The 22,606-nt window shown below is 56.1% G+C and carries 16 protein-coding genes and 4 pseudogenes; 8 read left to right on the top strand and 12 right to left on the bottom strand.

Features of this window, described 5'->3' with window-relative positions:
* Window positions 1-282: 282 nt before the first annotated feature.
* Window positions 283-1,167, bottom strand: coding sequence for a MurR/RpiR family transcriptional regulator (locus tag BPNPMPFG_RS39335; RefSeq protein WP_258598358.1), 885 nt, complete (start codon window positions 1,165-1,167; stop codon window positions 283-285).
* A gap of 220 nt (window positions 1,168-1,387) precedes the next feature.
* Between BPNPMPFG_RS39335 and BPNPMPFG_RS39330 the strand changes: the two genes are divergently transcribed.
* The 8 genes and pseudogenes from BPNPMPFG_RS39330 (at window position 1,388) to BPNPMPFG_RS39295 (ending at window position 9,579) form a co-directional block, all read left to right on the top strand.
* A complete protein-coding gene (locus tag BPNPMPFG_RS39330; RefSeq protein ID WP_258598356.1) occupies window positions 1,388-2,713 on the top strand; it encodes an aspartate aminotransferase family protein in 1,326 nt (441 codons plus the stop codon).
* A gap of 9 nt (window positions 2,714-2,722) precedes the next feature.
* On the top strand, window positions 2,723-3,274 hold the full coding sequence (locus tag BPNPMPFG_RS39325) for a carboxymuconolactone decarboxylase family protein (protein ID WP_258598354.1): 552 nt from the start codon (window positions 2,723-2,725) through the stop codon (window positions 3,272-3,274).
* Window positions 3,275-3,300: 26 nt separating this feature from the next.
* Window positions 3,301-4,479, top strand: a complete 1,179-nt coding sequence (locus tag BPNPMPFG_RS39320) for a M24 family metallopeptidase (protein WP_258598352.1) — start codon at window positions 3,301-3,303, stop codon at window positions 4,477-4,479.
* A 121-nt stretch (window positions 4,480-4,600) separates the two neighbouring features.
* The gene (locus BPNPMPFG_RS39315) at window positions 4,601-5,782 is read left to right on the top strand and encodes a M20 metallopeptidase family protein (RefSeq protein WP_258598351.1); all 1,182 of its coding nucleotides are present in this window, start codon (window positions 4,601-4,603) and stop codon (window positions 5,780-5,782) included.
* A 120-nt stretch (window positions 5,783-5,902) separates the two neighbouring features.
* Window positions 5,903-6,892: a hydroxyectoine utilization dehydratase EutB gene (gene eutB / locus BPNPMPFG_RS39310; protein WP_258599111.1), complete on the top strand. Its 990-nt coding sequence runs from the start codon at window positions 5,903-5,905 to the stop codon at window positions 6,890-6,892.
* Window positions 6,889-7,526 (top strand): annotated as a pseudogene (locus BPNPMPFG_RS39305) (ornithine cyclodeaminase family protein); the annotation flags it as partial. The gene eutB and the pseudogene BPNPMPFG_RS39305, both read left to right, overlap by 4 nt.
* Before the next feature lie 120 nt (window positions 7,527-7,646).
* The gene (locus tag BPNPMPFG_RS39300) at window positions 7,647-8,396 is read left to right on the top strand and encodes an aspartate/glutamate racemase family protein (protein ID WP_258598350.1); all 750 of its coding nucleotides are present in this window, start codon (window positions 7,647-7,649) and stop codon (window positions 8,394-8,396) included.
* Between the two features lies 1 nt (window position 8,397).
* A complete protein-coding gene (locus BPNPMPFG_RS39295; protein ID WP_258598348.1) occupies window positions 8,398-9,579 on the top strand; it encodes a M24 family metallopeptidase in 1,182 nt (393 codons plus the stop codon).
* 201 nt (window positions 9,580-9,780) lie between these two features.
* On the opposite strand, the pseudogene BPNPMPFG_RS39290 reads toward BPNPMPFG_RS39295, so the two are convergent.
* From BPNPMPFG_RS39290 to BPNPMPFG_RS39240, 11 genes and pseudogenes are all read right to left on the bottom strand, one after another.
* A pseudogene (locus tag BPNPMPFG_RS39290) lies at window positions 9,781-9,960 on the bottom strand (transposase); the annotation flags it as partial.
* Window positions 9,961-10,081: 121 nt separating this feature from the next.
* Window positions 10,082-10,420, bottom strand: a pseudogene (locus BPNPMPFG_RS39285) (alcohol dehydrogenase catalytic domain-containing protein); the annotation flags it as partial.
* Between the two features lie 198 nt (window positions 10,421-10,618).
* The gene (locus BPNPMPFG_RS39280) at window positions 10,619-12,208 is read right to left on the bottom strand and encodes a phytoene desaturase family protein (protein WP_258598346.1); all 1,590 of its coding nucleotides are present in this window, start codon (window positions 12,206-12,208) and stop codon (window positions 10,619-10,621) included.
* Between the two features lie 310 nt (window positions 12,209-12,518).
* On the bottom strand, window positions 12,519-13,298 hold the full coding sequence (locus tag BPNPMPFG_RS39275; protein WP_258598345.1) for an SDR family NAD(P)-dependent oxidoreductase: 780 nt from the start codon (window positions 13,296-13,298) through the stop codon (window positions 12,519-12,521).
* A gap of 275 nt (window positions 13,299-13,573) precedes the next feature.
* Window positions 13,574-14,659 (bottom strand): ABC transporter ATP-binding protein, encoded by a 1,086-nt coding sequence (locus BPNPMPFG_RS39270; RefSeq protein WP_258598344.1) that lies wholly within the window; start codon window positions 14,657-14,659, stop codon window positions 13,574-13,576.
* 95 nt (window positions 14,660-14,754) lie between these two features.
* Window positions 14,755-15,567 (bottom strand): ABC transporter permease, encoded by an 813-nt coding sequence (locus tag BPNPMPFG_RS39265; RefSeq protein WP_258598342.1) that lies wholly within the window; start codon window positions 15,565-15,567, stop codon window positions 14,755-14,757.
* A gap of 2 nt (window positions 15,568-15,569) precedes the next feature.
* Window positions 15,570-16,469 (bottom strand): ABC transporter permease, encoded by a 900-nt coding sequence (locus BPNPMPFG_RS39260; protein WP_258598341.1) that lies wholly within the window; start codon window positions 16,467-16,469, stop codon window positions 15,570-15,572.
* A 33-nt stretch (window positions 16,470-16,502) separates the two neighbouring features.
* A complete protein-coding gene (locus BPNPMPFG_RS39255; protein ID WP_258598340.1) occupies window positions 16,503-17,591 on the bottom strand; it encodes an ABC transporter substrate-binding protein in 1,089 nt (362 codons plus the stop codon).
* A 1,350-nt stretch (window positions 17,592-18,941) separates the two neighbouring features.
* Window positions 18,942-20,109: pseudogene (locus BPNPMPFG_RS39250) on the bottom strand (IS3 family transposase).
* Window positions 20,110-20,196: 87 nt separating this feature from the next.
* Window positions 20,197-20,994 (bottom strand): IclR family transcriptional regulator, encoded by a 798-nt coding sequence (locus BPNPMPFG_RS39245; protein ID WP_258598339.1) that lies wholly within the window; start codon window positions 20,992-20,994, stop codon window positions 20,197-20,199.
* Between the two features lie 243 nt (window positions 20,995-21,237).
* A complete protein-coding gene (locus BPNPMPFG_RS39240; RefSeq protein WP_258598338.1) occupies window positions 21,238-22,584 on the bottom strand; it encodes an aspartate aminotransferase family protein in 1,347 nt (448 codons plus the stop codon).
* Between the last annotated feature and the right edge of the window lie 22 nt (window positions 22,585-22,606).

Here is a 22,606-nt window from a genome sequence, read left to right as displayed (position 1 = left end):
AAAAACCGAATTCCGGATTCACATATTGTTCAACAGACCCTTAGGTCTGTTTCACTGCGGTTTTTGATTGGACTTTGTTGAACCCGCTTGAGGTTTGAGGTTTCTCTAGGGCGTGCATGCCCCGGCAGTCAGCTTGCGGCCGACTGCAGGACTCCAGGTAAATGGCGGGAGAGTGTGGCCTCGGGCAAAGGCGGCAGCGAAGGTCAGGAGGATGCGCCAAGGCGCTTCGCTGACACGAGCGCCGAGCTTCAGGACCTTAAGACTAGTCGTTCATTCGCTTATTTAAATTTTCCGACGTGGAATGGACGCAGCGTAAGTGTTCATCGATGAGAGATAGCTATCGACGCGTTTGAGCTCCTCAAGCGCCGCCTCACGGTCATGGCTTGCCAGCAGCCCGCAAAGGACCTCCGAAATTGCCAAGGCCGGTGTCAGTGTGTGGAAAAAGGTGTGGCTCTCGGTCGGGAAAAGAACCGCGTGCTCCGCGATCGTTACGAGAGGAGAAACCTCGCTGTCTGTGATCGCAACGACGCCCATTCCTTTTTCAAGTGCTGTCTCCGCAACTTCCAACGTGTAACGGGAGTAGGGATTTATGGACACCGCAAGCAGAACATCGTCGGCGGTGGCGCGAATAAGTGCATCGCCACCCGTGCCGGCGGGACCATCCAGATGCATGGTCTTTTCGCCCAATAACGTCATCACATAGTGAAAATGCCAAGCTACCGAATGGCAGGACCTGAGGCCAAGAACGTAGACCCTTCGCGCTCTGGCTAACCGGTCGGCTAACTGGCTGAGCCTGCAAAGCGTATCGGGTTCACAAAGCCGGCTGATCTGGGCCGACAGGCTCTGGAGCATTCTATACGCCAGACCTTCGTCGCTCGTTCCGCTCTCGTCTCTTTGCATTGCACGGGCGGCAAACCCATCCGCACTAACCCGAATAACGTCAGCGTGCTGGCCGCGAAAGTCTTCGTATCCGGAGAAACCAAGAAACTTCGCCAAGCGCGTCATGGTGGATGGTTGCACGCCCGCATTGCGGGCCAGTTCCCGCATGGAAACGAGCGCTACCTCCTGCGGGTGTTCGAGAATGTGACGTGCTGCCTGCTGCAACTGCTCAGACATTTCGTCAAACCGCTCAATGATTTGAGCGTGGAGAGGACCCTTTTGCAACATTTGCCTCATAATGGCTGCGATATATCAAGCGGACCATCTCTCCAGCGGGCTTACAAGTCAAATCTGACCGATCACAAAATCGCTCCGATCTGGAGGTCGGATCAAAAACAAATGCATCATAAAGCTCTTCCATAAAACAATCGTTGCAATTTTTCGGGAAAACTGCAAATCAATAAATATGAAGCGCCGGGACGCCGGCCACAATCAGCCCGAGATGAGTATGACTAAAATCCTCCATCGTTCGATCGGTACAAATTTGCCCAGAGCCGTCGCGGGCGAAGGGATCCACATCAGCGACAGCGAAGGCCGAAGCTATATCGATGGCTCAGGGGGCGCGGCTGTGAGCTGCCTTGGTCACAACCATCCAGAGGTGCTGGAGGCGATGAAGGCGCAGATGGGCCGGATCGCTTATGCTCATACCTCGTTCTTTACGACGGATGTCGCTGAAGAACTTGCTGAGCAGCTTGTGGATCTGGCGCCGAAGGGCCTCGATTATGTTTACCTGGTCTCCGGCGGTTCCGAAGCTGTCGAGGCCGCTCTTAAGATGGCACGCCAGTATTTCGTCGAAATCGGCCAGTCTCAGCGACGCCACATCATCGCACGCCGACAGAGCTATCACGGAAACACGATCGGCGCCCTAGCAACTGGTGGAAATGCATGGCGACGCGCGCAGTTCAAGCCGATCTTGCCGGAGACCCATCATGTTTCTCCTTGCTACGCCTATCGCGATATGCAGTCGGGCGAAACACCTGAGGCCTACGCCGAGCGGCTCGCCACCGAACTCGAAGCTAAAATTGTCGAGCTTGGGACCGACAAGGTCATGGCGTTCGTGGCTGAACCCGTGGTGGGTGCGACACTCGGTGCCGTGGGGCCTGTCGCTGACTACTTCAAGCGCGTCCGCCAGATCTGTGACAAGTACGGCATCTTGCTGATCCTCGACGAAGTAATGTGCGGCATGGGCCGCACTGGTTCGATTTTCGCGCTGGAACAGGAAGGAATAGTTCCCGATCTGTTGACCATTGCGAAGGGCTTGGGCGGTGGTTTCCAGCCGATCGGCGCGGTGCTCCTATCTGAAAAGATCTATCGTGCGTTTGCGGATGGATCGGGTTTGTTCCAGCACGGACATACCTACATCGGTCATCCCATTGCTGCGGCCGCCGCCAACAAGGTGGTCGAGATCCTCAAACGTCCGGATGTCATGGCCAACGTCCTCAAGATGGGCGATCGGCTCCAAGCGGGACTTGATGCCGCACTCGGTCAATCTCCCAACGTTGGCGACATCCGTGGTCGCGGCCTTTTTCGTGGTGTGGAAATTGTGGCGGATAAGGATACGAAACAACCTTTTGATCCGGCCCGCAGAATACACTCCAAGATCAAGAAGGAAGCGATGCAACGAGGTCTGATGTGCTACCCGATGGGTGGCACCATTGACGGGGTCCATGGCGACCATGTGCTGCTGGCACCTCCCTACATCATTCAGCCCGAGCAGGTCGACGTGATTGTGGAGCGGCTCGCTGCGGCGATTAATGCCGCGGTTTTGATCTGAGGACTTACCATGACTTCCTCAGTTAAAGAGAGTTCTCCATGTGCGCCGATATCGAACGAGGACTGGCCGGCCGAAATTGCGGGTATGAGGGCAGGCTTTGCAGGAGCCCTCAATGTCTACCGCACAATGGCGCACCATCCGACCTTGTTGAAGGCATGGGCTCCACTACGCCAGCATATCGTCAAAGACAGCGCTTTGGGGCCAGTCCGGTCGGAACTCGTCATCTTACGAGCGGCCCATCGGATGGGCTCTGCATATGAATGGACCCACCATGTGAGCCGCGCTCGTGCCTTGGGTATTTCGGACGCTCGAATTCGCGATATGCGCGCCTCTCCCGTTGGAGAGGACGGGCTGATTGCGCGCGCTGTCGATGCTCTTTTCGATGCGGGCCGCCTGCCGCCAGATATCGAGCGTGCGATTTCGACAGCCATGGGAAAACAAGCAGTATTCGACCTGATGGCAACGGTCGGATTCTATTCCGTGCTTGGCTACATATTGATGACCTTCAATACTCCGATCGACAAAAGTGTTGCTGATGAGATCACGACGCAGCCCATTTGAGTTTTCGAACAGCATCTGGGATAGACATGATAAAAGAACTGCACTTCGAACTCACCGAGTTTCAAGCTCGTCTTGCTGCCGTCAAAAAGGAGATGACGCACAGAGGGATAGACATTCTCATTCTCTCTGAACCGCCTAATCAAAACTACCTTACAGGCTACAATGCCTACTCATTCTATACGCCTCAGATTGTGATCGTCGCTCACGATCACGAAGAACCTATCTGGGTTGGCCGATTCATGGACCGAGTTTCGGCCTCCATGACTACCTATCTCGCGGAAGATAACATCCGCGCCTATCCGGACACCTATGTTCAATCCACGACCCTTTCGGCCTATGACTTCATGGCTGATATCGTAAAGGAAGTAGGGGGCGAAAAAGCGCGCATTGGCGTAGAGATGGGAGGCTATTACTATCCCGCTCGCGGGCACGCTGATCTTACCCGCGCGTTACCCAATGCCGAGTTCGTGGACGCCGACCTTCTCGTGGGTTGGATTCGCCTGGTGAAGAGCCCGGCTGAGGTCGCTATTATGCGCCAAGCTGGTCAACTTGCGGACGTCGCCATGAAGCGCGTCATCGATACGGTGCAAGCCGGCGTCCGTGAATGCGACATCGCGGCTGCAATTTATCATCAACAAGTCTCCGGTACGAACGAGTTTGGTGGCGACTATCCTTGCTGCCCTCCTGATCTTTGCGTCGGCGAGCGCTCGATCGCTCCTCACGCAGCCTGGACAGACGACCCGCTGCCAGACTCGATCGTCGTCAACCTGGAACTGTCGGGATGCCGCCATCGATACCAGGTCAATCTCGCTCGTACGATTGTTGTCGGCAAGCCGTCTCCTTCTTTCCAAGACCTATCGGAAATAGCGGTCGAAGCGTTGAATGTCGGCCTTGAAGCGGTTCGTCCCGGCCGGACGTGTTCGGAGGTCGATAGCGAGTTCAGGAAAGCCCTTGCCCGCCACGGAATTGAGAAGGAGTCCCGCATCGGGTACCCGACCGGCATTGGGTTCCCTCCCGCCTCGGGGGAACGTACAGCAAGCATACGTAAGGCTGACGAAACGGTGCTCAAGCCTGGCATGGTGTTCCATATGATGCCCGGCCTCTGGCTAGGCAACGTTGGGATTACGATTACGCAGAGCTTCGCGGTTTCTGACACAGGTTTTGAACCTCTGACCACGACCCCGCGCAAACTGTTCGTAAAATAGAGATCGAGACCTGTGCGCAATTCTCTGATGCCAGGGTGTCTTGTTCGCTTCCGGATGGTGCTGCTTGGCCGCCGCTAGGACCGAAATCAAATAAAAATGATGAAAACACAGTGAGAGCACAATGAATGGACTTATCAACACCTTACTCTCCGAGGTCGAGCGTGACGCAGTAGTAGAGATGCGGCATGCGATGCATCGCGAGCCCGAACTCTCGAATAACGAGTGGAAAACTCAGAAGCGGATTATCGAGACCCTGGCTCGCTTCGGTTTGACCGAAGCGAAAACGTTCCACAAGACCGGTGTCTATGTTGACATCCAGGGCTCCGCCGCTGGGGCAAATCGTTCAATTGCGTTACGCGGGGACATTGATGCCCTTCCCATTCAGGAAGCTCGCGAGGATCTATCGTACAGGTCGCAAGTACCCGGTGTGATGCACGCGTGCGGACACGACATGCACGGGTCGATCGCCTTGGAGGCGGCCCTTGCCGTCCACCGCATGCGACCGAATTTCTCTGGAAGAGTTCGTATTTTCTTCCAGCCTGCGGAAGAAGCCGAGCCGCTCGGTGGGCGAACCATCGTGGAAGAAAATCTGCTCCATGGCTTCGACGCCGCGGTGGGGTTTCATGTCCGTACAGATATCCCGGTCGGTTCCTACGGCGCTCGTGCGGGGGCAGTTACTAATTCATCCGACCAGTTTACGCTCGAACTTACCGGAACCATGGCACATGGAGCGAAGCCCCATCTCGGGGTGGATACCATTTCCATCGCTGCCGCCTTCATCAACGAGGTTCAGAAAGTAATATCCCGGGAAATGCCGGTCGACGACCGTGCGATCGTGACTATCGGAACCATCCATGGCGGAGAGGCGATAAATATCATCTGCCCTTCGGTCAAAATGACAGGTACGATCCGGACCGCCAGTCCCGAACGACGATACCTTTTGATGCAACGCGTGCGCGAAGTCGCTGAGGGTGTCGCCGCGATGCATCGGGGCAAGGCAGAGTTCATCTCCCAAATGGGTGAGCCCCCTGTGGTGAACGACCAGGCAATGGTCGAACGTTTCCGTCAGCTTGTCGTGCAAACGGTGGGCGAGGACAAGTATGTTGAGGGATCAGCGAGCACCGGCAGCGACGACTTTGCTTTTTATTCCAGTTGCGTCCCATCGATCTATTTCTGGTTTGGTAGTAAAGAGCCAGGCAATGAGTCTGGAGTTCACACCTCAACCTTCGGAGCCTCCGACAAAGTCCTTATTCCAACAACGGAACTGGCTATCCAGTACTGCTGGGAGCTCCTGCACGCCTAGTCCTCCTTCTGAAGCAAACGGGGTAGGGTGCTTCAGGAAAGCTACGCTTGCCGCCGTGCCGGAGCCGTAGGAGTGCGCGATGAAAAAAATTCGACCGGGTCACAAACGGAGAAGAAGGGAATGATTGATCTCAACGACATCCAAAACGCGCGTATGCGCATCAGGGATCATATTCTTCCCACCCCGCTTGCGCTGTCGGCTTCGTTGTCAGACGCGTGTGGCGTTCCCGTGTACCTTAAACTCGAGCATTACCAGATTACGGGCAGTTTCAAGCTACGCGGCGCATTCAACGCAATTCTGCAATTATCTGCTGAAGAAGGGGCGCATGGGGTTGTTACTGTCTCGACCGGTAATCATGGCAGGGCGCTTAGTTTTGCGGCAAAAAACCGTGGTGTGAAGGCAACTATTTGCATGTCTAATCTCGTGCCGGAAAATAAGGTGTCCGAGATCCGGCGCCTCGGTGCGGAGGTCCGGATCGTTGGGGCCTCGCAGGATCAGGCCCAGAAAGAGGTCGAGCGATTGGTCGGAACCGAAGGATTGTGCCTGGTGCCCCCATTCGATCATCCGGCGGTCATCGCAGGGCAAGGAACGCTTGGGCTCGAGATCGTCGATGCGCTACCGGATGTGGCGACCGTGCTGCTTGGGCTTTCGGGCGGGGGCTTGGCATCGGGTGTGGCGCGAGCGATCAAATCTCGGCGGCCGCAAACACGAGTCATTGGCCTCACAATGTTACACGGCGCTGCAATGAAGGCCAGTCTCGATGCCGGCCATCCTGTCGAGGTAGAAGAATTCGAAACGCTAGCAGACTCGCTTGGCGGCGGCATTGGCCTCGACAATAGATGGACCTTTGCGATGTGTCGGGAACTGTTGGACGACGTCATCCTCTTAAGCGAGGCCGAGATAGCCGCCGGCATTCAACACGCATATGCACAGGAGCGCGAGGTCGTAGAAGGCGCTGGCGCGATCGGGATGGCAGCCCTGATAGCGAAAAAGGTCACCGACCTGCGGGGCCCTGTCGTGACCGTCCTGACGGGCCGCAATATCGATATGGACTTACATCGTCGCATCGTGAGCGGTGAAATCGCCGAATTTTTGAGGACCTTGCCATGAGAACGACGACCATATTGACGGAACAACAGCTGAGAGATCTGGTGACACTTGATCTGGAGGCTATTCGTTGCGTGGAAGGCGCGTTTCGCACCGTTGCGACGAAAAAAGTGGTCATGCCACCAATTCTGCGCCTTGATGTTCCGGAGCACCGCGGGGAAGTGGATGTCAAGACCGCGTACGTACCGGGTCTCGATGGCTTCGCCATCAAGATCAGTCCTGGTTTTTTCGGCAACCCGGAGATCGGCTTGCCCAGTACGAACGGCCTGATGGTTCTACTGTCAAGCAACACGGGCTTGGTTCAGGCACTGTTGCTCGACAACGGTTATCTAACGAATGTTCGCACAGCCGCAGCAGGCGCGGTAGCTGCGATGCACCTCGCCCGCCAGGATGCATCGGTAGCCGCCGTCTTTGGAGCCGGGGTGCAGGCGCGTCTGCAGTTGAAAGCTCTTAGCTTGGTGCGGCCAATTCAATCGGCTCGTATCTGGGCTCGTGACACTATAAAGCCCAGGCGGCCGCGCGAGAACTGTCCGTTCAGCTGCATATCAGCGTCATCGCGTGTGCAGAGCGGGAAGAGGCCGTCGCCGGTGCGCACGTTATCATAACCACGACACCAGCTGAACATCCAATCCTGGAGAGAAAGGGGGCTTGCCGCAAGAGCCGGAACAAAGATCGAATGATGACTTGGTGCAAAGTTTTGGCCGCGACGCGATTGGCGCTCGCGCCACCTGCCGTTTGAAACAAAGGAGCGTTATTCATGACTTCGCAAAGCAACGCCATTCTTGGTATTCTTGAGCTCGACGAGGGCTTGTCGCCCGACCATTGCTTTCCTCCGCGCGAAGGATCCCTAGTTGATCCCGCGACGTTTGGCCGACCCATAATAACGGAAATGGTGGAAGGTGCGTTGGCAGAGGTTGTCATTCGAGGTGACGCCTCACTCGAAGGCGCCTGCGTGGCAGCCGCCGGGAGGCTCGTCGAGCGAGGAGCCAGCGTAATTGCCGCCGACTGTGGTTTTTTAATCCGTCATCAGGCAGCTATTTCCGCAGCAGTGGATGTGCCGGTGGTAACCTCGAGCCTGCTCCTCATACCGACTCTACTTCGCCAGCTAGCTCCTGGAAAGAAGCTTGCCGTGCTAACAGCTGACTCACGGCATTGCAGCCAGGATCTGTTGGGCATCCAACATGCGGACCGTCGGGAGCGCGTGGTCGTAGGAGGGATCGAAAGCGGCGTGTACACGCGCAACGCTTTGGCCCGTCCCTTCGTGCGGACGGATGTTGATCAGATTGAACATGAGGTTGGTGATTGCATCGCGCGCCTCCGTGCCCAGCATCCCGAAATTGCGATGTTACTCTTCGAGTGCACAGGGTTTCCTATCGTCGCGAAAGCGCTTCGGCGTAAAACAGGGCTTCCTATCTACGACATTACGGATCTCTGCAAGCTGACGCTTGCCACGGTGGTCGGTCCGTCTGGCGTGAAGCGTTTTGACAAGATCGGCGAAGGATTCTGAAATGAGCACTGAAACGCTTCGGTTCGAATTGTCCGAATATAAAACGCGCCTGGAGAAGGCTCGCAAGGCAATGGAGCAGGCAGGGCTTGATCTGTTGGTTGTTACCGATCCTGCCAATATGCACTGGCTCACCGGCTACGACGGATGCTCCTATTATGTGCCTCAATGCGTCGTCATAACCAAGGAAGACGATCCTTTGTGGTTCGGTCGGCGTATGGACGCAAATGGATGCCGCCGCACCGCTTACATCAGTGAGGACAGGATCAGGTGGTACGGTGATGAGTACGTACAGTCCGACACGCTCCACGCAATGTCCGCTCTGGGGGCGATCATCGCCGATGAAGGATATGGTTCGTCAATCATAGGCGTTGAGAAAGATAGCTCCTGCTTTTCTGCTGCGTCCTTCGAGGCGCTTGCTACGTCATTGCCGAATGCAAGGTTTCAGAAGGCCGATAGGCTGATAAATTGGCAGCGACTTGTGAAATCACCTCGAGAGATCGAATGTATGCGAGGTGCGGGAAAAATCGTTGAGGCTATGTATCAACGGGTTTCGGAAGTGTTGCGTCCTGGCATCAAGCAGTCTGACGTGATCGCCGAGCTTTCCTACGTGGCAACGCGCGGCGTCGATGGCTACTGGGGCGATTATCCGGCCTGCGTGCCGAACCTGGGTGCCGGTGCGGCCGCCTCGGCTCCGCACCTTACATGGACCGACCAGCCGATACGGGGAAACGAAGCCATATTCTTTGAGTTCGCAGGTGTGCATAAGCGCTACCATTGCCCGCTTTCAAGGACATATTATCTCGGCAAGCCGACTGCCCAGATATTGGACGCTGAAGCAGCAGTTCTGGACGGCATGCAAGCAGGTCTTGAGAAGGCCGTAGCTGGCAATTGCTGCGAGGACATTGCCAAAGCTTACTCGGGTGCCTTGGCGCGGTATGGTTTCGAGAAGACGAGCCGGTCCGGTTACCCGATTGGCATCGGCTACCCTCCCGCGTGGGGAGAAAACTCTGCAAGCTTCCGACAAGGCGACAGGACGGAACTGCGTCCAGGCATGGCGTTCCACTTCATGTCAGGGTTGTGGTATGGCGATTGGGGCATCGAGATCACAGAAAGCTTCCTTATCACCGAAGGGGAAGTCGAGTTTCTCTCGAGCGTCCCTCGCAAGCTGCTTGTTATCGACTGAAAGCAGAGATCTCGTGAGCCAACCGATAAACTGGAACAGGGCCATGGACTGGATGCCCTTCAGTCAGCGCTCGGAGACACATCATGCGGGCGTCCGTCTTTTTGAAACGGGCAGCAAGTGGAACCACCCCGTTGCGCGTAAGGCCGCGACAGGCTGGTGTCGAAAACTCTAAGTGTCTGAATCGAAATGACCGTGGATATTTCAATGTCTTGCGAGCCTGCGGGTGAGCATTCGGATGTTTGCGATGAAGACCCAAGCTTCGGCGGAGGCGATGGTGCGCTCGAAGTCCTTTGCCAGCCTTCGGCACCTGCCGAGCCAGGCGAATGTACGCTCCACCACCCACCGGCGCGGTAGGACCTCGAAGCCTTTGGCCTTGTCAGTAAGCGATGCGCCCAGGCACCTTGCAACAAGGCCGATGAACATGGAGGTTTCGGGCCATGACATTAGAACATGCAAGGGGCGATATGGTCGCCGAGTTAAGGGGTGCCGCGGCGGCGGCCGCCTGCGTGGTGCGGATCGCCGTGCACAGATTGGTTTTTCTGGACAGGCAAGACGGGCACTGCCGGCATTCGGGCGTATAGAGCGGGATGACGTGGTCGCCCTTCTTGACCGAGGTGACGCCCTTGCCGACATCGACGACGACGCCGGCGCCCTCATGGCCGAGGATGGCCGGAAACAGGCCTTCGGGATCGGCGCCCGACAAAGTGAACTCGTCGGTGTGGCAGATGCCGGTTGCCTTGATCTCGACCAGCACTTCGCCGGCCTTCGGGCCGTCGAGCTGAACGGTCATGATCTCAAGCGGTTTGCCGGCCTGCATGGCCACTGCTGCGCGAACGTCCATCACTTGTTTCTTTCTGCCTTTCTACCTTTGAGCTACGGAGCGTCGTCTACGGGTTAGGCTCTCCGGACGTGACCTAGATGCGCAACGACTCTAGCTTTTCGTCAACGAAGACGGGCCGGAGAGGCAGCACGCTCGTTTCGTGACTACACCTCGCGGGGCGACAAGGCGTGACGTCGTGGCGGCCACCGAGTGTCAGCTTCAAGATCGATTCTTCCCACGATCTCGCAGGATCTCCCGCACCGCGTTGAAGCCTGGCAATCCGGTGACGCCCCCACCAGGGTGGCAGGAGGAGCCACATTGATATAGGCCTTTGATGGGTGTCCTATAGTCCGCGTAGTGCGGGTACGGCCTGCGCGAGAACAATTGATCGGGAGTCATCTGCCCATGCAGGATGTTGCCCCCTGGTATGTTGAGGATATTTTCGATATCGGTGGGAAGCAGGACCTGATAATCTATGATCTCATTCGTAAATCCTGGAACAAATTCATCCAGCACTTTCCAAACAGTTTGGACGAACTCGGATCGGCGTGACGACCAGTCTCCCTCGCGTAGTTTATATGGAACATGACCACCGTAGAGGTTCACGACATGCTTACCCTCGGGCGCCATGCTCTTATCGAGGTAGGTAGGCGTTGCCACGGTCATCCACGGGACCTGGGCAAATTTTCCGTACTTCGCATCATCGTATGCTTTTTCTAGGTAATCTATAGTGGGCCCGATATGCACGAATGCTGATACTGGGCTGTCAGTGTCCGACCCAAGGCATTTGAGCTGAGGCGGCCGATTGCAAGCGACGTTGATTTTCCAGTTCGTGCCGACAGTGTTGAATTTTTCCAGCGATTGAACGAGGTCATCTGGAAGATGTTTTCGCTCAACGACCTTACCAAAGAGAATTTTCGAATGCATGCTGCTGGCTACAATTCCAGAACGATACTCCCGACCGTCTTTGGTTGCTACGCCTTTGAGCTTACCACCTTCGACGATAACGTGTTCGACTTCGGCGTTAGTGTGAATCTCTACACCTAAGCGCTGAGCGGATGCCGCCAGGGCTTTCGATACGGTTCCCATGCCTCCGATAACGTGCCCGCGTACTACTTCGTAGGAATGATCAGTCAGCATATTGTAGACGCACGCAAGCGCGGATCCTCGCGAATGCGGACCTATGAAATTTCCAATGCCTGCCTGATAAGCGAACAGCGCACGAACGGCATTGTTCTCAAACCAATGGCTCAGATATTCCTCAGCGCTTTGGGTCATAAGTTCGGCAAAATCAAACATCTTGGTTCTCAGCCCAAAATTCCGCCAAGAGAATGCGAGCGTTCTGGTGACATCGCGGAACGTTGAAGCAGTTGGATCTGGCGGAACCTCCGTGCCGAGATGGCGCATGTAGGCCGCTAGTCCATTATGAAAGTCGACGAACTTGGGATACGCTTCAGCGTCTCGCGTAGAGAACTGGGCTATGTTCTTCGCAGTTGCTGCGACATCGTCATTTGTTATCAAGCAATGACCGTCTTCTGTCGGACTGAAGAGGTCGCCATAGGGGACGGCTTTCAGACCAAATTTCCGAAGGTCCAGATCATCAATGATTTGCGGGTAAAGGTGCTGCAACCCGTACGAAAAGACTGAGAATGTGAAGCCGGGAAACACCTCTTCAGAAAATGCCGCACCGCCGACTGCGTGGCGCCGTTCCAGAACAGTCGTTCGCATTCCTGCTCGTGCCAAATAGGCCGCACACACCAGGCCATTGTGTCCGCCGCCTAGTACGACTGCGTCATAGTGGTTTGTCATGAGTCACCTCCTGCCTGGCGCGCTCTAGCACGGGAGCGGCCCCAGCAGCTCCCACAGAATGCCCCCAAGGAACGCGGACGCTTTCGTCTGATTTATACGTGAAACGTTGTTCTGCTTTTAAGGCTATTCTTTGTGACTGTCAATGTTCAGACTAGTTATTTGCCGAACGACGTTTCGCTTTTCGTGTTTCAGTGAAATGCCTGTGTGCGCATGTGCTGCCGATGTTATGTGGAAAGAGCGAAATAGCTCCTTTTGGCTTCTCGATCAGTGTAATGACGGATTCCTTAGGCAGCGTGAGCCCGTCCCCAGATTACCGCCTCCTTGCTAGTCCAGGGATACGATCCAAAAGTGTTTGAGAGAGGCCACCATCAATTCCAATATTCTGTCCCGTCACATAGCGGTTCGTGGGGTCAATCAAAAACTCAACCAGGCGGGCAACGTCCGAGGGCTGTCCGATAGTACCCAAAGGCACAATGGTCTCGCGCGCCCTCAACATCCGTTCGTCCTGATACACTGCTTCAGTCATCGGGGTTCTGATCATACCGGGCGACACGCAATTGACGCGGATACCGTATTGTCCCCACTCAATCGCAAGCTGGCGACAAAGCATTGTTAGTGCGGCTTTCGCAGAGCTGTAAGCGCCGGTGCCGCGATGGGGATGGCTGCCGGACTGCGATGATATCGCCACGAAGCTCCCGCGGCTGTCGCACAAATGGGGAAATGCAGACTTCGCAAGCAACCAGCTCGCTCGACATGTAATAGCAAACATACGGTCCCATGCATCCAACTCGAGTGACTCGAGCGGAGCTGGGTCGGCAATGCCGGCATTGGAAACAATGGCGTCGAGACCGCCAAATTCTTCCACTGCCCGTGCCACCAATTCTGCAGGCGCTGGAGGTTGGCTAAGATCGGCTGTCACGATCACGACTGTGGAGTCCCGAAGCCGACAGGCGCTCGCCAACTCTTCGACCAGCTCTGTCGACCGCCGTACACACATCATCAGAGAGAGAGCCTTGCCGTGCGTATCGGCGAGTTGCTCGCAGATCGCTCCACCGATCCCGGCGCTAACGCCTGTCACAAGTACCTTCACGGAGGTCACCGCGTAACCCGAGGCAGGTCACGAGAGGCACATTCGCCGTTCATGCGTTGCAAGGCTCGACAAGGCGAGGTGGCTGGAAACAATGGCGATAGACGGTCGACGATGGGCATCCCAAAATCTTTCTCGATCTAAGTGTTCGTCGGAGCAGCAGCAGCCGGAGTCCCATATGTCGCCCCGCCGCCAGTCTCGATGCGAAACTCGGATGGGCAAAACAGAGGAAGCGTCCGTTTGACTGCTGCCTGGGACAGCGCCGATCGTTAACTGCTCTAGCTGTTTCGGGGGACGAGGACTGCATCCCCAGTCGCGAAACGCAAACCTAGGATTTGGTTGCGCTCGAAACGGCGCGATTGGTTTGGCTTTGCTAGCACGGTCAGGACACCCATTGGCGTCTCAACGCCGAGACGAACCGAGCTCCCAAGATAAACGGTACTTTGTATCCTGCCTCGCAGCATTGCCTCGCCGTCCGAACAGACCTCGATCTCCTCGGGCCGCAGCATCAGTAGGTACGGTTGTGATGCATTTACGGTTATATCGGGGCTGCTCCGCACCACCTGACCATCCGGCAAGGTGAATTCCCGTTCGGAAGATTGATTGACGGGGACCAGGTTCGCCTCACCAAGAAAGTTCGCAACGAACTCCGTTCGCGGTCGTCGATACAACGTTTCGGGATGTGCAACTTGCTCGATCCGTCCATCTCGCATCACGGCCGCGCGGTCGGAAAGCATCAAAGCCTCTCCCTGATCGTGGGTCACATAAACGATTGTCAGGCGCAGCCGCTCTTGAAGGCTGAGGAGCTCGAGTTTGAGCTCTTCTCGGAGATTCTTATCCAGCGCTCCCATCGGCTCATCCATTAGAAGCACGTGCGGCTCGTATACCAACGCGCGCACTAGGGCGACCCGCTGGCGCTGTCCTCCCGAGAGCTGTTGCGGCAATCTATGGGCGAACTTGTCCGCTGGGAGCTTTACCATATCCATCGCGCGACGCACACGCTCACCAACCTCTGATTTTGACATGCTTCGAAGTTTCAGAGGATAGGCGATATTGTCGTATACGCTCATGTGTGGGAACAAGGCATAGCTTTGAAATACCATCCCGATGCCACGAGCAAAAGGCGGAACTGAGGTGACATCTTGGTCGCCGATATGAATTGTACCTGATGTCGCCCTCTCGAAACCGGCTAGCATCATCAGTGCCGTTGTTTTGCCTGACCCAGACGGACCTAGCAGCGAAAGAAATTCGCCTGGCTCGATATCGATACTAACGTTATCGACGGCTCTAACCGTTCCATACTCCTTGGTGAGATTTTTCATCTGCACCCGAGACCCGGTTACCGAACCAATATTTGCTGACACCGGAACTCCTCCTAAGCGATCGTGCGACTGCGAAAGTGTTGAATGTATGCCCACGAAACCTTCCTTCTGAGGTGGATCCAACGGACCGCGATTTACTAGAGAGCCGGGGTGACCTCTGACCATCGTCGTTGCCAACGCTGCAGTTGACCAAGTAGCGACATCAGTATCAGCGCAATGATGATTTGCGCCGTAGAGACCGCCGCAACGACCGGTGAAACAGCAAGTGAAAGGCTGGAGAACACCCGAACAGGCAGCGTTGGTGTCATCGAGCCAGACAAGAAGACCGTTACCACCACTTCGTCAAAGGAAATCAAAAATGCGAACAACGCCCCTGTTATGATCGCCGGTAGATTGGCTGGAACGGTGACGTCTCGGATGGTGCGCCAACGGTTTGCGCCCAAGCTTAGCGCCGCGAGCTCGATACTCGGATCGTTGCGTGTTAGAGCCGACGACACAATGAGATAGACATACGGCACGCCCAACACAGTGTGCATGATGGCGAGCCCAATGTTCGATCCAATCATGTTTAAATTCGAGTACAAAGAATAGCCGCCGGTCGCTAGAATGATCGGTGGAACAACTAATGGGGCGATGGCAAAGATCTCAACGATCTGTTTTCCAGGCAATCTGGTGCGCGCTATTCCAAATGCAGCCACACTGCCAATGAGCGTTGCGAACAGAGTAGCGAGTGAGCCCACCAAGAGCGAGCGCAAGACAGCGTCGTTCCAACGCTCATCAAACAGGAACTCCTCGTACCAGCGCCAGGAGAACAGGTGAGGCGGAAATCTAAGAACCTCATCCTTGCTAAAAGATAACCAGATCACAACGAGTGTCGGCCCTATGAGGTAGAGAGCCACGAGCGCAATAAGCGCAAACCGAATTCGTTTGACGATTACGGTTTCACCCATACTCATGACTTCCTGTAGTGTGCAGCAACGCTGCCGATCATGCTGGCAATGAAAAGCAAGCACAGCGTGACAACTAGAAGAAGAACGGACATCACCGCGCCTCCTTTCAGATCATAAAACGTGGTGACTTCGGTGCTTATCATGTTCGCAATCATGGCGCTCCTAGGCCCACCAAGAATTGCAGGAGTGATGAAGAAGCCGAGCGAGATAACGAAAACCAGAACACTTGCCACACCTGCTCCCTGTTTGGTCAGAGGCAGAACGACCTTCAGAAATGTTTGCCGGCCTCGGGCTCCGCAGATTGCCGAGGCGCGCAACAAATCTAAATCAAGACCAAGTAGTATCGTGTATATTGGCAATATCGCAAATGGCAGCATGGCTTGAACCATGCCGACTAGAACGACTGGTTCGGTATAGAGCATGGTCAAGGGTTTATCGATTAGCCCCGCCTCAAGCAGGGCCGTGTTAATCATTCCGTTGCGGCTAAACAACGCTGTCCAGGCATAAGTCCTCACAACAATGCTCGTGAACAGTGGGAACATAATGAGCGCCAGAGCAATAGACCGCATGCTCGACGAGCTCCTCCACATCGCGTAGGCCATCGCATACCCAACCACCACGCTGATAACCGTGACGATCAGTGAAATGCGAATTGTTCTGAGCGCGACCGTTTGGAAAACCTCATCAGTGAGGACTTGCGTGAAAAGCCTGCCGGCTTCCTTAAGGCCGCCATCAAGTATGGCCAGCGTAAGGGCAACGATTGGCCCGAAGAAGAATATGCCGAGCAAGATCAAGAGCGGGGAAACGCTGGCAAAGCCAACCGGTTGAGAGAGGACGACCCCCCTGTCAACTTCCGCGACGGCGCTTCCCCGCCCTGCTTTCGTATTATTATTCAATTGCATGTCACTCGATCATTTGGTGGATGGTTTGGCTGCTTACTTGCTGACGTAGGCCTGCCAAGCCTTTCCCAGCTCCACCTGCTGCCTCGACATTGTCTCAAGAAGCGCGTTAGGCAAGCTGGTCAATACGGCTTGCGCCTCTGGCGTAACGCTGACAAACGGCTTCAAGTTGTCTGGGAGATAGGCCACAGAGTCAGGGTTAGGTGCACTGTAGCCGACCAGCTTGGTGAATTCCGCTTGCCGCTTCGGATCCAGCATATACTCGGCGAATGCATTGAGTACGTCAGAGTTTTTCGTGCCCTTCGTGTAGGCGAGGTATGACGGAAATTGGATGCCACCGTTATACTGGATTTTCCATTGTGGATTCGCCTGCGCCGCCTGAATGATACGGCCATCCCAACACAGGCAGTAGTCAACATTGTTGTCAATCATCAGCTGTGCCATCTGGCTGCCGTTTGACCAGTACGCTGTCACTTGATCCTTGATCCGGTCAACGATCTTTAGGCATCGCGCAGTATCGAGGCCCTTGCTCAACTGATCGACACTGACGCCATCGCTCAAGAGCGCCAAAGTGCAGACCATCTGCGCCTCTCCAGCATTGGAACTCATGGCGCGAGGCCCTTTGATGCTCGGATCGAAGAAATCCTTAACGCTTTTGAGGGGCACAACCTTATCGGCATCACGATAAGAAACGGTGACGACCGAGTTGAGGATAGGCACACCGTAGTCATTTGCCATAGCCTTCGGGAGCTTTTCGAGGCCTGGAATGTTGGAAGCATCGATCCTTTCGAGGACGCCGTCCATAGCTAGCTTCGGCATATAGGGAGCATCGATGGACGATAGCCCATCCCACTGGATATTCCCAGCCTTTACCTGCGCCGAAGCGGCGGCGACCGCTTGGTCGATGTCGGCCTCAACCAAAGTAATCTTCGACCCAGTTTCTGCCTCGAATGATTTGACGTACGCCTGTTCAAGTGCAGTTGTGTATTTGCCGCCTGGACTCCAGATAACTGCTTCCTTCCCTTTTAGATCGGCAGCGTGAGCTGTCGAGAAAAGCATAACTACTGTCGTGGTCATGCCGAAAAGGCGCGTGTAGTGTGACAATGTTTTAGGTGACGGTTTCATTGGTCTCTCCTTCGTCGTTTGCGCTGGGTGATGGGCGTGCAGCCACCGTCTCTCGGCCTTCAGGTCCTCAGGAACAGCTCGCTGGAGTTGACGGAACAAGTTGGATTGGCCGCGAAACCGCAAAGCTAATGCGTTCGCTCCGGTATTTCATAAACACCAAGCGCGCACTTGATGTTTCGAATACCGAATGAGAGCAGATTACCAGGGCCGCCTTTCGTGCGCGGTTGACTATCCAGCCGATAGACTCCTGGAAATCGAAGACTCGTGTTCCGTTAGCCGATTTTGCCTTCCGCATTGCGGTATGTTCCCCGTTGGCTTTTTGCCAACCTTTTCGTTATGGAATTCATTTCCAATTTAGAACCCAAGCTCAAATAATGTCAAGTACGAAATCTGTTGATAGTCGAGTAGCTGAGCCGCCCGGCATTCGCCCTCACAGCAGGCCGCACAACTGTCCAGCGTGCGATTCTGATACGGCCGGGCTTTTTTCCGTTACGCAACGTTGCAGCTGGGGAGGCCTCTGCCAACTCGCCCGAGCGGCTGCGACGTAGGCCGGCTCAAGTGCTGGGCTCCGCGATGACCTCGTCTGCCCAAGCTCCCTCGGCGGTTTTCAATTGAGTAGTCGAAGGTCGCCGCTTTCTCAATCTCGCCGGGCTGAGCCATCGGGCACGTTCCAGGTATTCCTACCGCGAATATCGTCGCGCGAAATCATAGCACCGCAGCTCTGGCCGGATCGGCCGAGCAACAATGAATGGGCAGTGCAGCGGGCGACTTGAAAACGATGTACCCGTCCGCCGAGGACCGCCGAGGTTCGCCGAGGGCCGTCTTCCGGCCGAGGCCGTGATCTGACGTGCCGCCGGTGCAAACGCGGGGTGTTTGCACCGGTGCAAAGACGGCGCGATGCCGGAAAGCGAGGCTCTAACGGGTCCCGAGCGGTTTCGGCGCTGGAGCACTGAGGAGAAGCGCGCGGTTGTTGCCGCGGCCTTCTCCGTGTCGGCGGCTCTCGCGCGACGGCTGCGGCGAGCATCCGCGCCGCCGCCTCAAGGCCTGGGATCATGCAGGCCGACGCCTATGCCGGATCCAGCCGCCTGACAGCCCCGGTTGCCAGCGGCGCCTGTTTCAAACCGGCCAGAAAAAGAGCATCCGCCGGCCATGGGCGCATCAGGCAGCTTCCATTATCGGCGCGGGTTTCGGCGACCCCGGTAGAGCTCGCATCGATACGATCTTCTGCACGAACACGACATCAAGTTGGCCGAACTCCTGCCTTGGAACAGAAAGCCAAGGCCACCCAAATGTCTCGTGGCGCGCTGATCAGCCCGGCCCAGCGGGAGAGCGCGGTGGCCTGCTGCCGGTTCAGTGGACAGGCACATAAGCTAACATCGCTATTTCCTCGAACTCAACTGGGCTGAGATAACCCAGCGTCGAGTGGCACCGCTTGGGATTGTAGAAGCGCTCGATGTAGTCGAACACGTCCGCCCTAGCTGCGTCCCTCGTCCTGTAGACCTTGCGGGCCGTCCTCTCGGTTTTGAGCGACGAGAAGAAGCTCTCCATCGCTGCATTGTCCCAGACGTTGCCGGACCTGCTCATCGAGCAGGTGATGCCCATGGTCGACCATCAGCCGCTGGAACTGCTCGCTCGTATATTGACTGCTCTGATCGGAATGATGCAGCAGACTGTCGGGCTTGCCTCTCCTCCAGATCGCCATGATGAGGGCGTCGGTGACGAGTTGGGCCGTCATCTCGACCTTCATCGACCAGCCGACGACGCGGCGCGAGAACAGGTCGACTACTGCGGCGACGTAGAGCCAACCTTCCGCGGTCCAGATATAGGTGAAGTCGGCCACCCACTTCTGGTTCGGCGCCGATGCCTCGAAGGCACGGTCGAGGATGCGGCGATACTGACGCGACCAGCCGGTCCCCGGCATCCTTCGGCAGGCCACGCCGACGTGGCCGGGCTCTCAGGCCGTTCTCCCGCATCAGCCGTTCGATGCGATGCAGGCCGCAAGAGAGCCCCTCCGCCAGGACATCGTGCCAGACCCCGCGTGTGCCGTAAGTGCGGTCGCTGCTCTTGAAGCTTCGGTCTATCTCGACAAGATGAGCCCCATCATACTGGGACCGGGCGCTGGGGCTTCGGTTGCGCCAGGCATGGAAGCCGGAACGGGACACATCCAGTGCACTGCACAGCCATGCCACCGGCCAGATGCTCCGGTGTTTCGCGATGAAAGCGAACCGCATGTCACTTCCCTCGCCAAGTAGGCTGCGGCCTTTTTTAGGATGTCGCGCTCCGCCTTCAGCTTGGCCACTTCGCGACGCAGCTTGTCGATCTTGAGCTGCTCCGGCTTCATTTGGCCGTGGCCGGGAAACGCATGCTGCGGATCGGCCGATAGATCACGTATCCATTTGCGAAGCACATTCTCGTGCAGGTCCAGATCCCGAGCCGCCTGCGCGACCGCAACACCTCGTTCCTTCACCAGTCTCACAGCCTCAAGCTTGAACTCGCGGCTGAACTTTCTTCTGTCCATGGGAAAACTCCGGTTCCATCTTCAACACCTTAACTCGGTGTCCATGGAACCGGCAGCAGGCCACGGCGACGAATGCCATCAGCTATATCAGGCTCCAGACGGTCGCCAGCTTCTATGCGGTATAGGCCAGGTCTCACTCAGTTCCCTTGCCGCAGCGAGTAGATCCGGTGCGACTGCCTCCAAGCGAGATGAAGGCATCCGCACTGACGGCCCGGCGACACTAACACAGCCCAGCGCGGGTCCATCCTCCCGATCAGGAATAGGTGCTGCAAGCGCCGCAATGCCGATCACACTCTCATCCGCAGAGATCGCGTAGCCACATTCTCGAACCCGCTTCAGCTCGTCCGAAAGTTCTTTCTCATTGGCAACCAGGGAACGCGCATAGTGGCGCGGGAGGATAAATCCCCGCCGACGTACGTGCGCCAAGGCATCTACATCATCCAAAGTAGACAACCAGGCGCGACCATTAGCTGTTGCATGGAGCGCCGGTCCCGCTTCCATCGTGGGGTCGTAACGGAGGCCCTCTGAGCTTCCCTGAGCACTGGCGATCCATACAAGCTCACCGTTTTCCGCCGCGCAAACACGAACGAACTCGCCTGTGCGCTGCGCCAATCTGTTGAGGATCGGCTGGCAAATCTCGTTGAGGCCGATGTTGCCGAAAAAACGAAGTCCCAAAGCAGCTGTCCGGATTGCCAAGCGATAATGTTGCGTGACGGCCTCTTGAATGGCGAAGTTCCGGCCTACAAGAATTGAGAGGAGCCTGTGGGCGATGCTTTTTGGAAGTTTGAGCCGTCGCGCTATATCGCTAATCGCAAGACCTTCTGGATGGTCTGCGAGCAGTTCGATGATATCAAGAGTACGCTCTGTCGGTGAAACGTTTGCCACGATTACCTCTCAGAGATGGCCAATCTCGATGCCTGTTGCAACTTTAATAGCAGAAGGATGGGCCGGGCAACCTGCGTCCGGAATTCGTAGATGCTAAGCGCAACATTGGGAAGTCGGCCTCAGCTGTCCGATTGTTGTAAGTGACACCAAGCGAGCCAGCACCTCTGCCCCGATCTCGATGTTGTGCGCGTCGCGTGTCATCACGCGACGCTTAGTGGTGGAGGCGGTTGTACCTAATTGATCCTACGCCGCGTTTGCGTGCACCTCCACAAGGGCCGCGTCGATGGCCTCGCCCAGCAATCCCACGATTGTTTCGATATGCTCACCACTAGCGATCAAGGGGGGGCAAATGACAACGTGGTCCCCGACATAGCCGTCAATCGTGCCACTCAGCGCGTGTGTAATCAGACCTCTAGCTTGGGCATTTTGGTAGATCCTTGAACTTAAGCCGTGCGAGGCTGCGAAAGGAGCTTTTGTGCTCCTATCTTCGACAAGTTCTACAGTCATCAACATACCTCGACCGCGTATGTCGCCAACATGCGGATGTTGAGCGAACCTGTCTTGCAGCCGCTGCGCGAGCACACTCCCCATTGCCTTTACTTGGTCGAGAAAGCCAGGGGCCCGCAGGAACTTCTGCACTGCAATTGCTGCCGCACATGCGGTCGCGTGACCCGAGTACGTGTATCCGCCTTTGAAGGTTCCTGAACCGGAGACGATGGCATCGTAGACTCTCTGGTTAACCATCGTCGCGCCAATCGGTTGGTATCCAGCCGCAATGCCTTTCGCAAATGTCAGGAAGTCAGGAGCCACGCCATCTTGCTCGCAGGCATGCAGAGTGCCGGTTCGGCCTAAGCCACAGAAAACCTCGTCCAAAACGAGCAGAACACCGTACTTGTCACAGATCTCGCGTATCCGCTTGAAATAGCCCGGAACTGGTGGAGTAGCACCGTTGGTTGTGCCGGTAACCGTTTCCGCGACAAAGGCCATTACCGTGTCGGGACCAAGTCCCAGGATTGCCTGTTCCAATTCATTGGCTGCACGCAATCCGTATTGCTCCGGCGTTTCGCTTTCCAATCGCCCCCTGTATTCGTAGCAGGGCGAAATATGAAATACGCTCGGAAGGATCTCTTCGAAGGGTATGCGGCGGGCTACCTGGTAGCCAATGCCAAGTCCCGTAAGGCCGGCACCGTGATAGCTAGCCCGGCGGCCGATAACTTTCTTTCGCCGCGGCTGACCAATCTCCACGAAATATTGTCGAGCCATCATGACGGCTGTTTCAACCGCCTCGGACCCGCTGTTGGTAAAAAATGCGCGGGTTAGGCCTTCCGGAGCATCGGTCGTCAGAATGGACGCAAGTTCCTCCATTGGCTCCGACGTGAACATAGCGGAATGGAAGAAGGCCATTTTCCGGATTTGATCCCGAACGGCCTCAATAACCGACTCCTGGCTGTGACCAAGGCACGAGACGCAGGCGCCCCCGGCGTAGCCGTCGATGTATCGCTTGCCGTCTTTGTCAAATATGAACATGCCGTCGCCTTTGACAGCGACAGGAAGATGGCGTTTCGGAATTCGATGGAACACGCTACTCATAAAGCTCTCCTTGACTTGTTGT

The organism is Mesorhizobium sp. AR07 (assembly GCF_024746815.1).
Lineage (GTDB): Bacteria > Pseudomonadota > Alphaproteobacteria > Rhizobiales > Rhizobiaceae > Mesorhizobium.
The sequence above is the reverse complement of the archived record's forward strand: the minus strand, read 5'-3'. Positions and strand labels throughout refer to the sequence as shown.

Excerpts from the sequence above, each read along its gene's own strand:
- BPNPMPFG_RS39255 (WP_258598340.1), bottom strand. The coding sequence starts at position 17,591 with ATGAAACCGTCACCTAAAACATTGTCACACTACACGCGCCTTTTCGGC.
- BPNPMPFG_RS39315 (WP_258598351.1), top strand. The coding sequence starts at position 4,601 with ATGAATGGACTTATCAACACCTTACTCTCCGAGGTCGAGCGTGACGCA.
- BPNPMPFG_RS39335 (WP_258598358.1), bottom strand. The coding sequence starts at position 1,167 with ATGTTGCAAAAGGGTCCTCTCCACGCTCAAATCATTGAGCGGTTTGAC.
- BPNPMPFG_RS39330 (WP_258598356.1), top strand. The coding sequence starts at position 1,388 with ATGACTAAAATCCTCCATCGTTCGATCGGTACAAATTTGCCCAGAGCC.
- BPNPMPFG_RS39260 (WP_258598341.1), bottom strand. The coding sequence starts at position 16,469 with ATGCAATTGAATAATAATACGAAAGCAGGGCGGGGAAGCGCCGTCGCG.
- BPNPMPFG_RS39325 (WP_258598354.1), top strand. The coding sequence starts at position 2,723 with ATGACTTCCTCAGTTAAAGAGAGTTCTCCATGTGCGCCGATATCGAAC.
- BPNPMPFG_RS39265 (WP_258598342.1), bottom strand. The coding sequence starts at position 15,567 with ATGGGTGAAACCGTAATCGTCAAACGAATTCGGTTTGCGCTTATTGCG.
- BPNPMPFG_RS39240 (WP_258598338.1), bottom strand. The coding sequence starts at position 22,584 with ATGAGTAGCGTGTTCCATCGAATTCCGAAACGCCATCTTCCTGTCGCT.
- BPNPMPFG_RS39280 (WP_258598346.1), bottom strand. The coding sequence starts at position 12,208 with ATGACAAACCACTATGACGCAGTCGTACTAGGCGGCGGACACAATGGC.
- BPNPMPFG_RS39300 (WP_258598350.1), top strand. The coding sequence starts at position 7,647 with ATGACTTCGCAAAGCAACGCCATTCTTGGTATTCTTGAGCTCGACGAG.
- BPNPMPFG_RS39295 (WP_258598348.1), top strand. The coding sequence starts at position 8,398 with ATGAGCACTGAAACGCTTCGGTTCGAATTGTCCGAATATAAAACGCGC.
- BPNPMPFG_RS39320 (WP_258598352.1), top strand. The coding sequence starts at position 3,301 with ATGATAAAAGAACTGCACTTCGAACTCACCGAGTTTCAAGCTCGTCTT.
- eutB (WP_258599111.1), top strand. The coding sequence starts at position 5,903 with ATGATTGATCTCAACGACATCCAAAACGCGCGTATGCGCATCAGGGAT.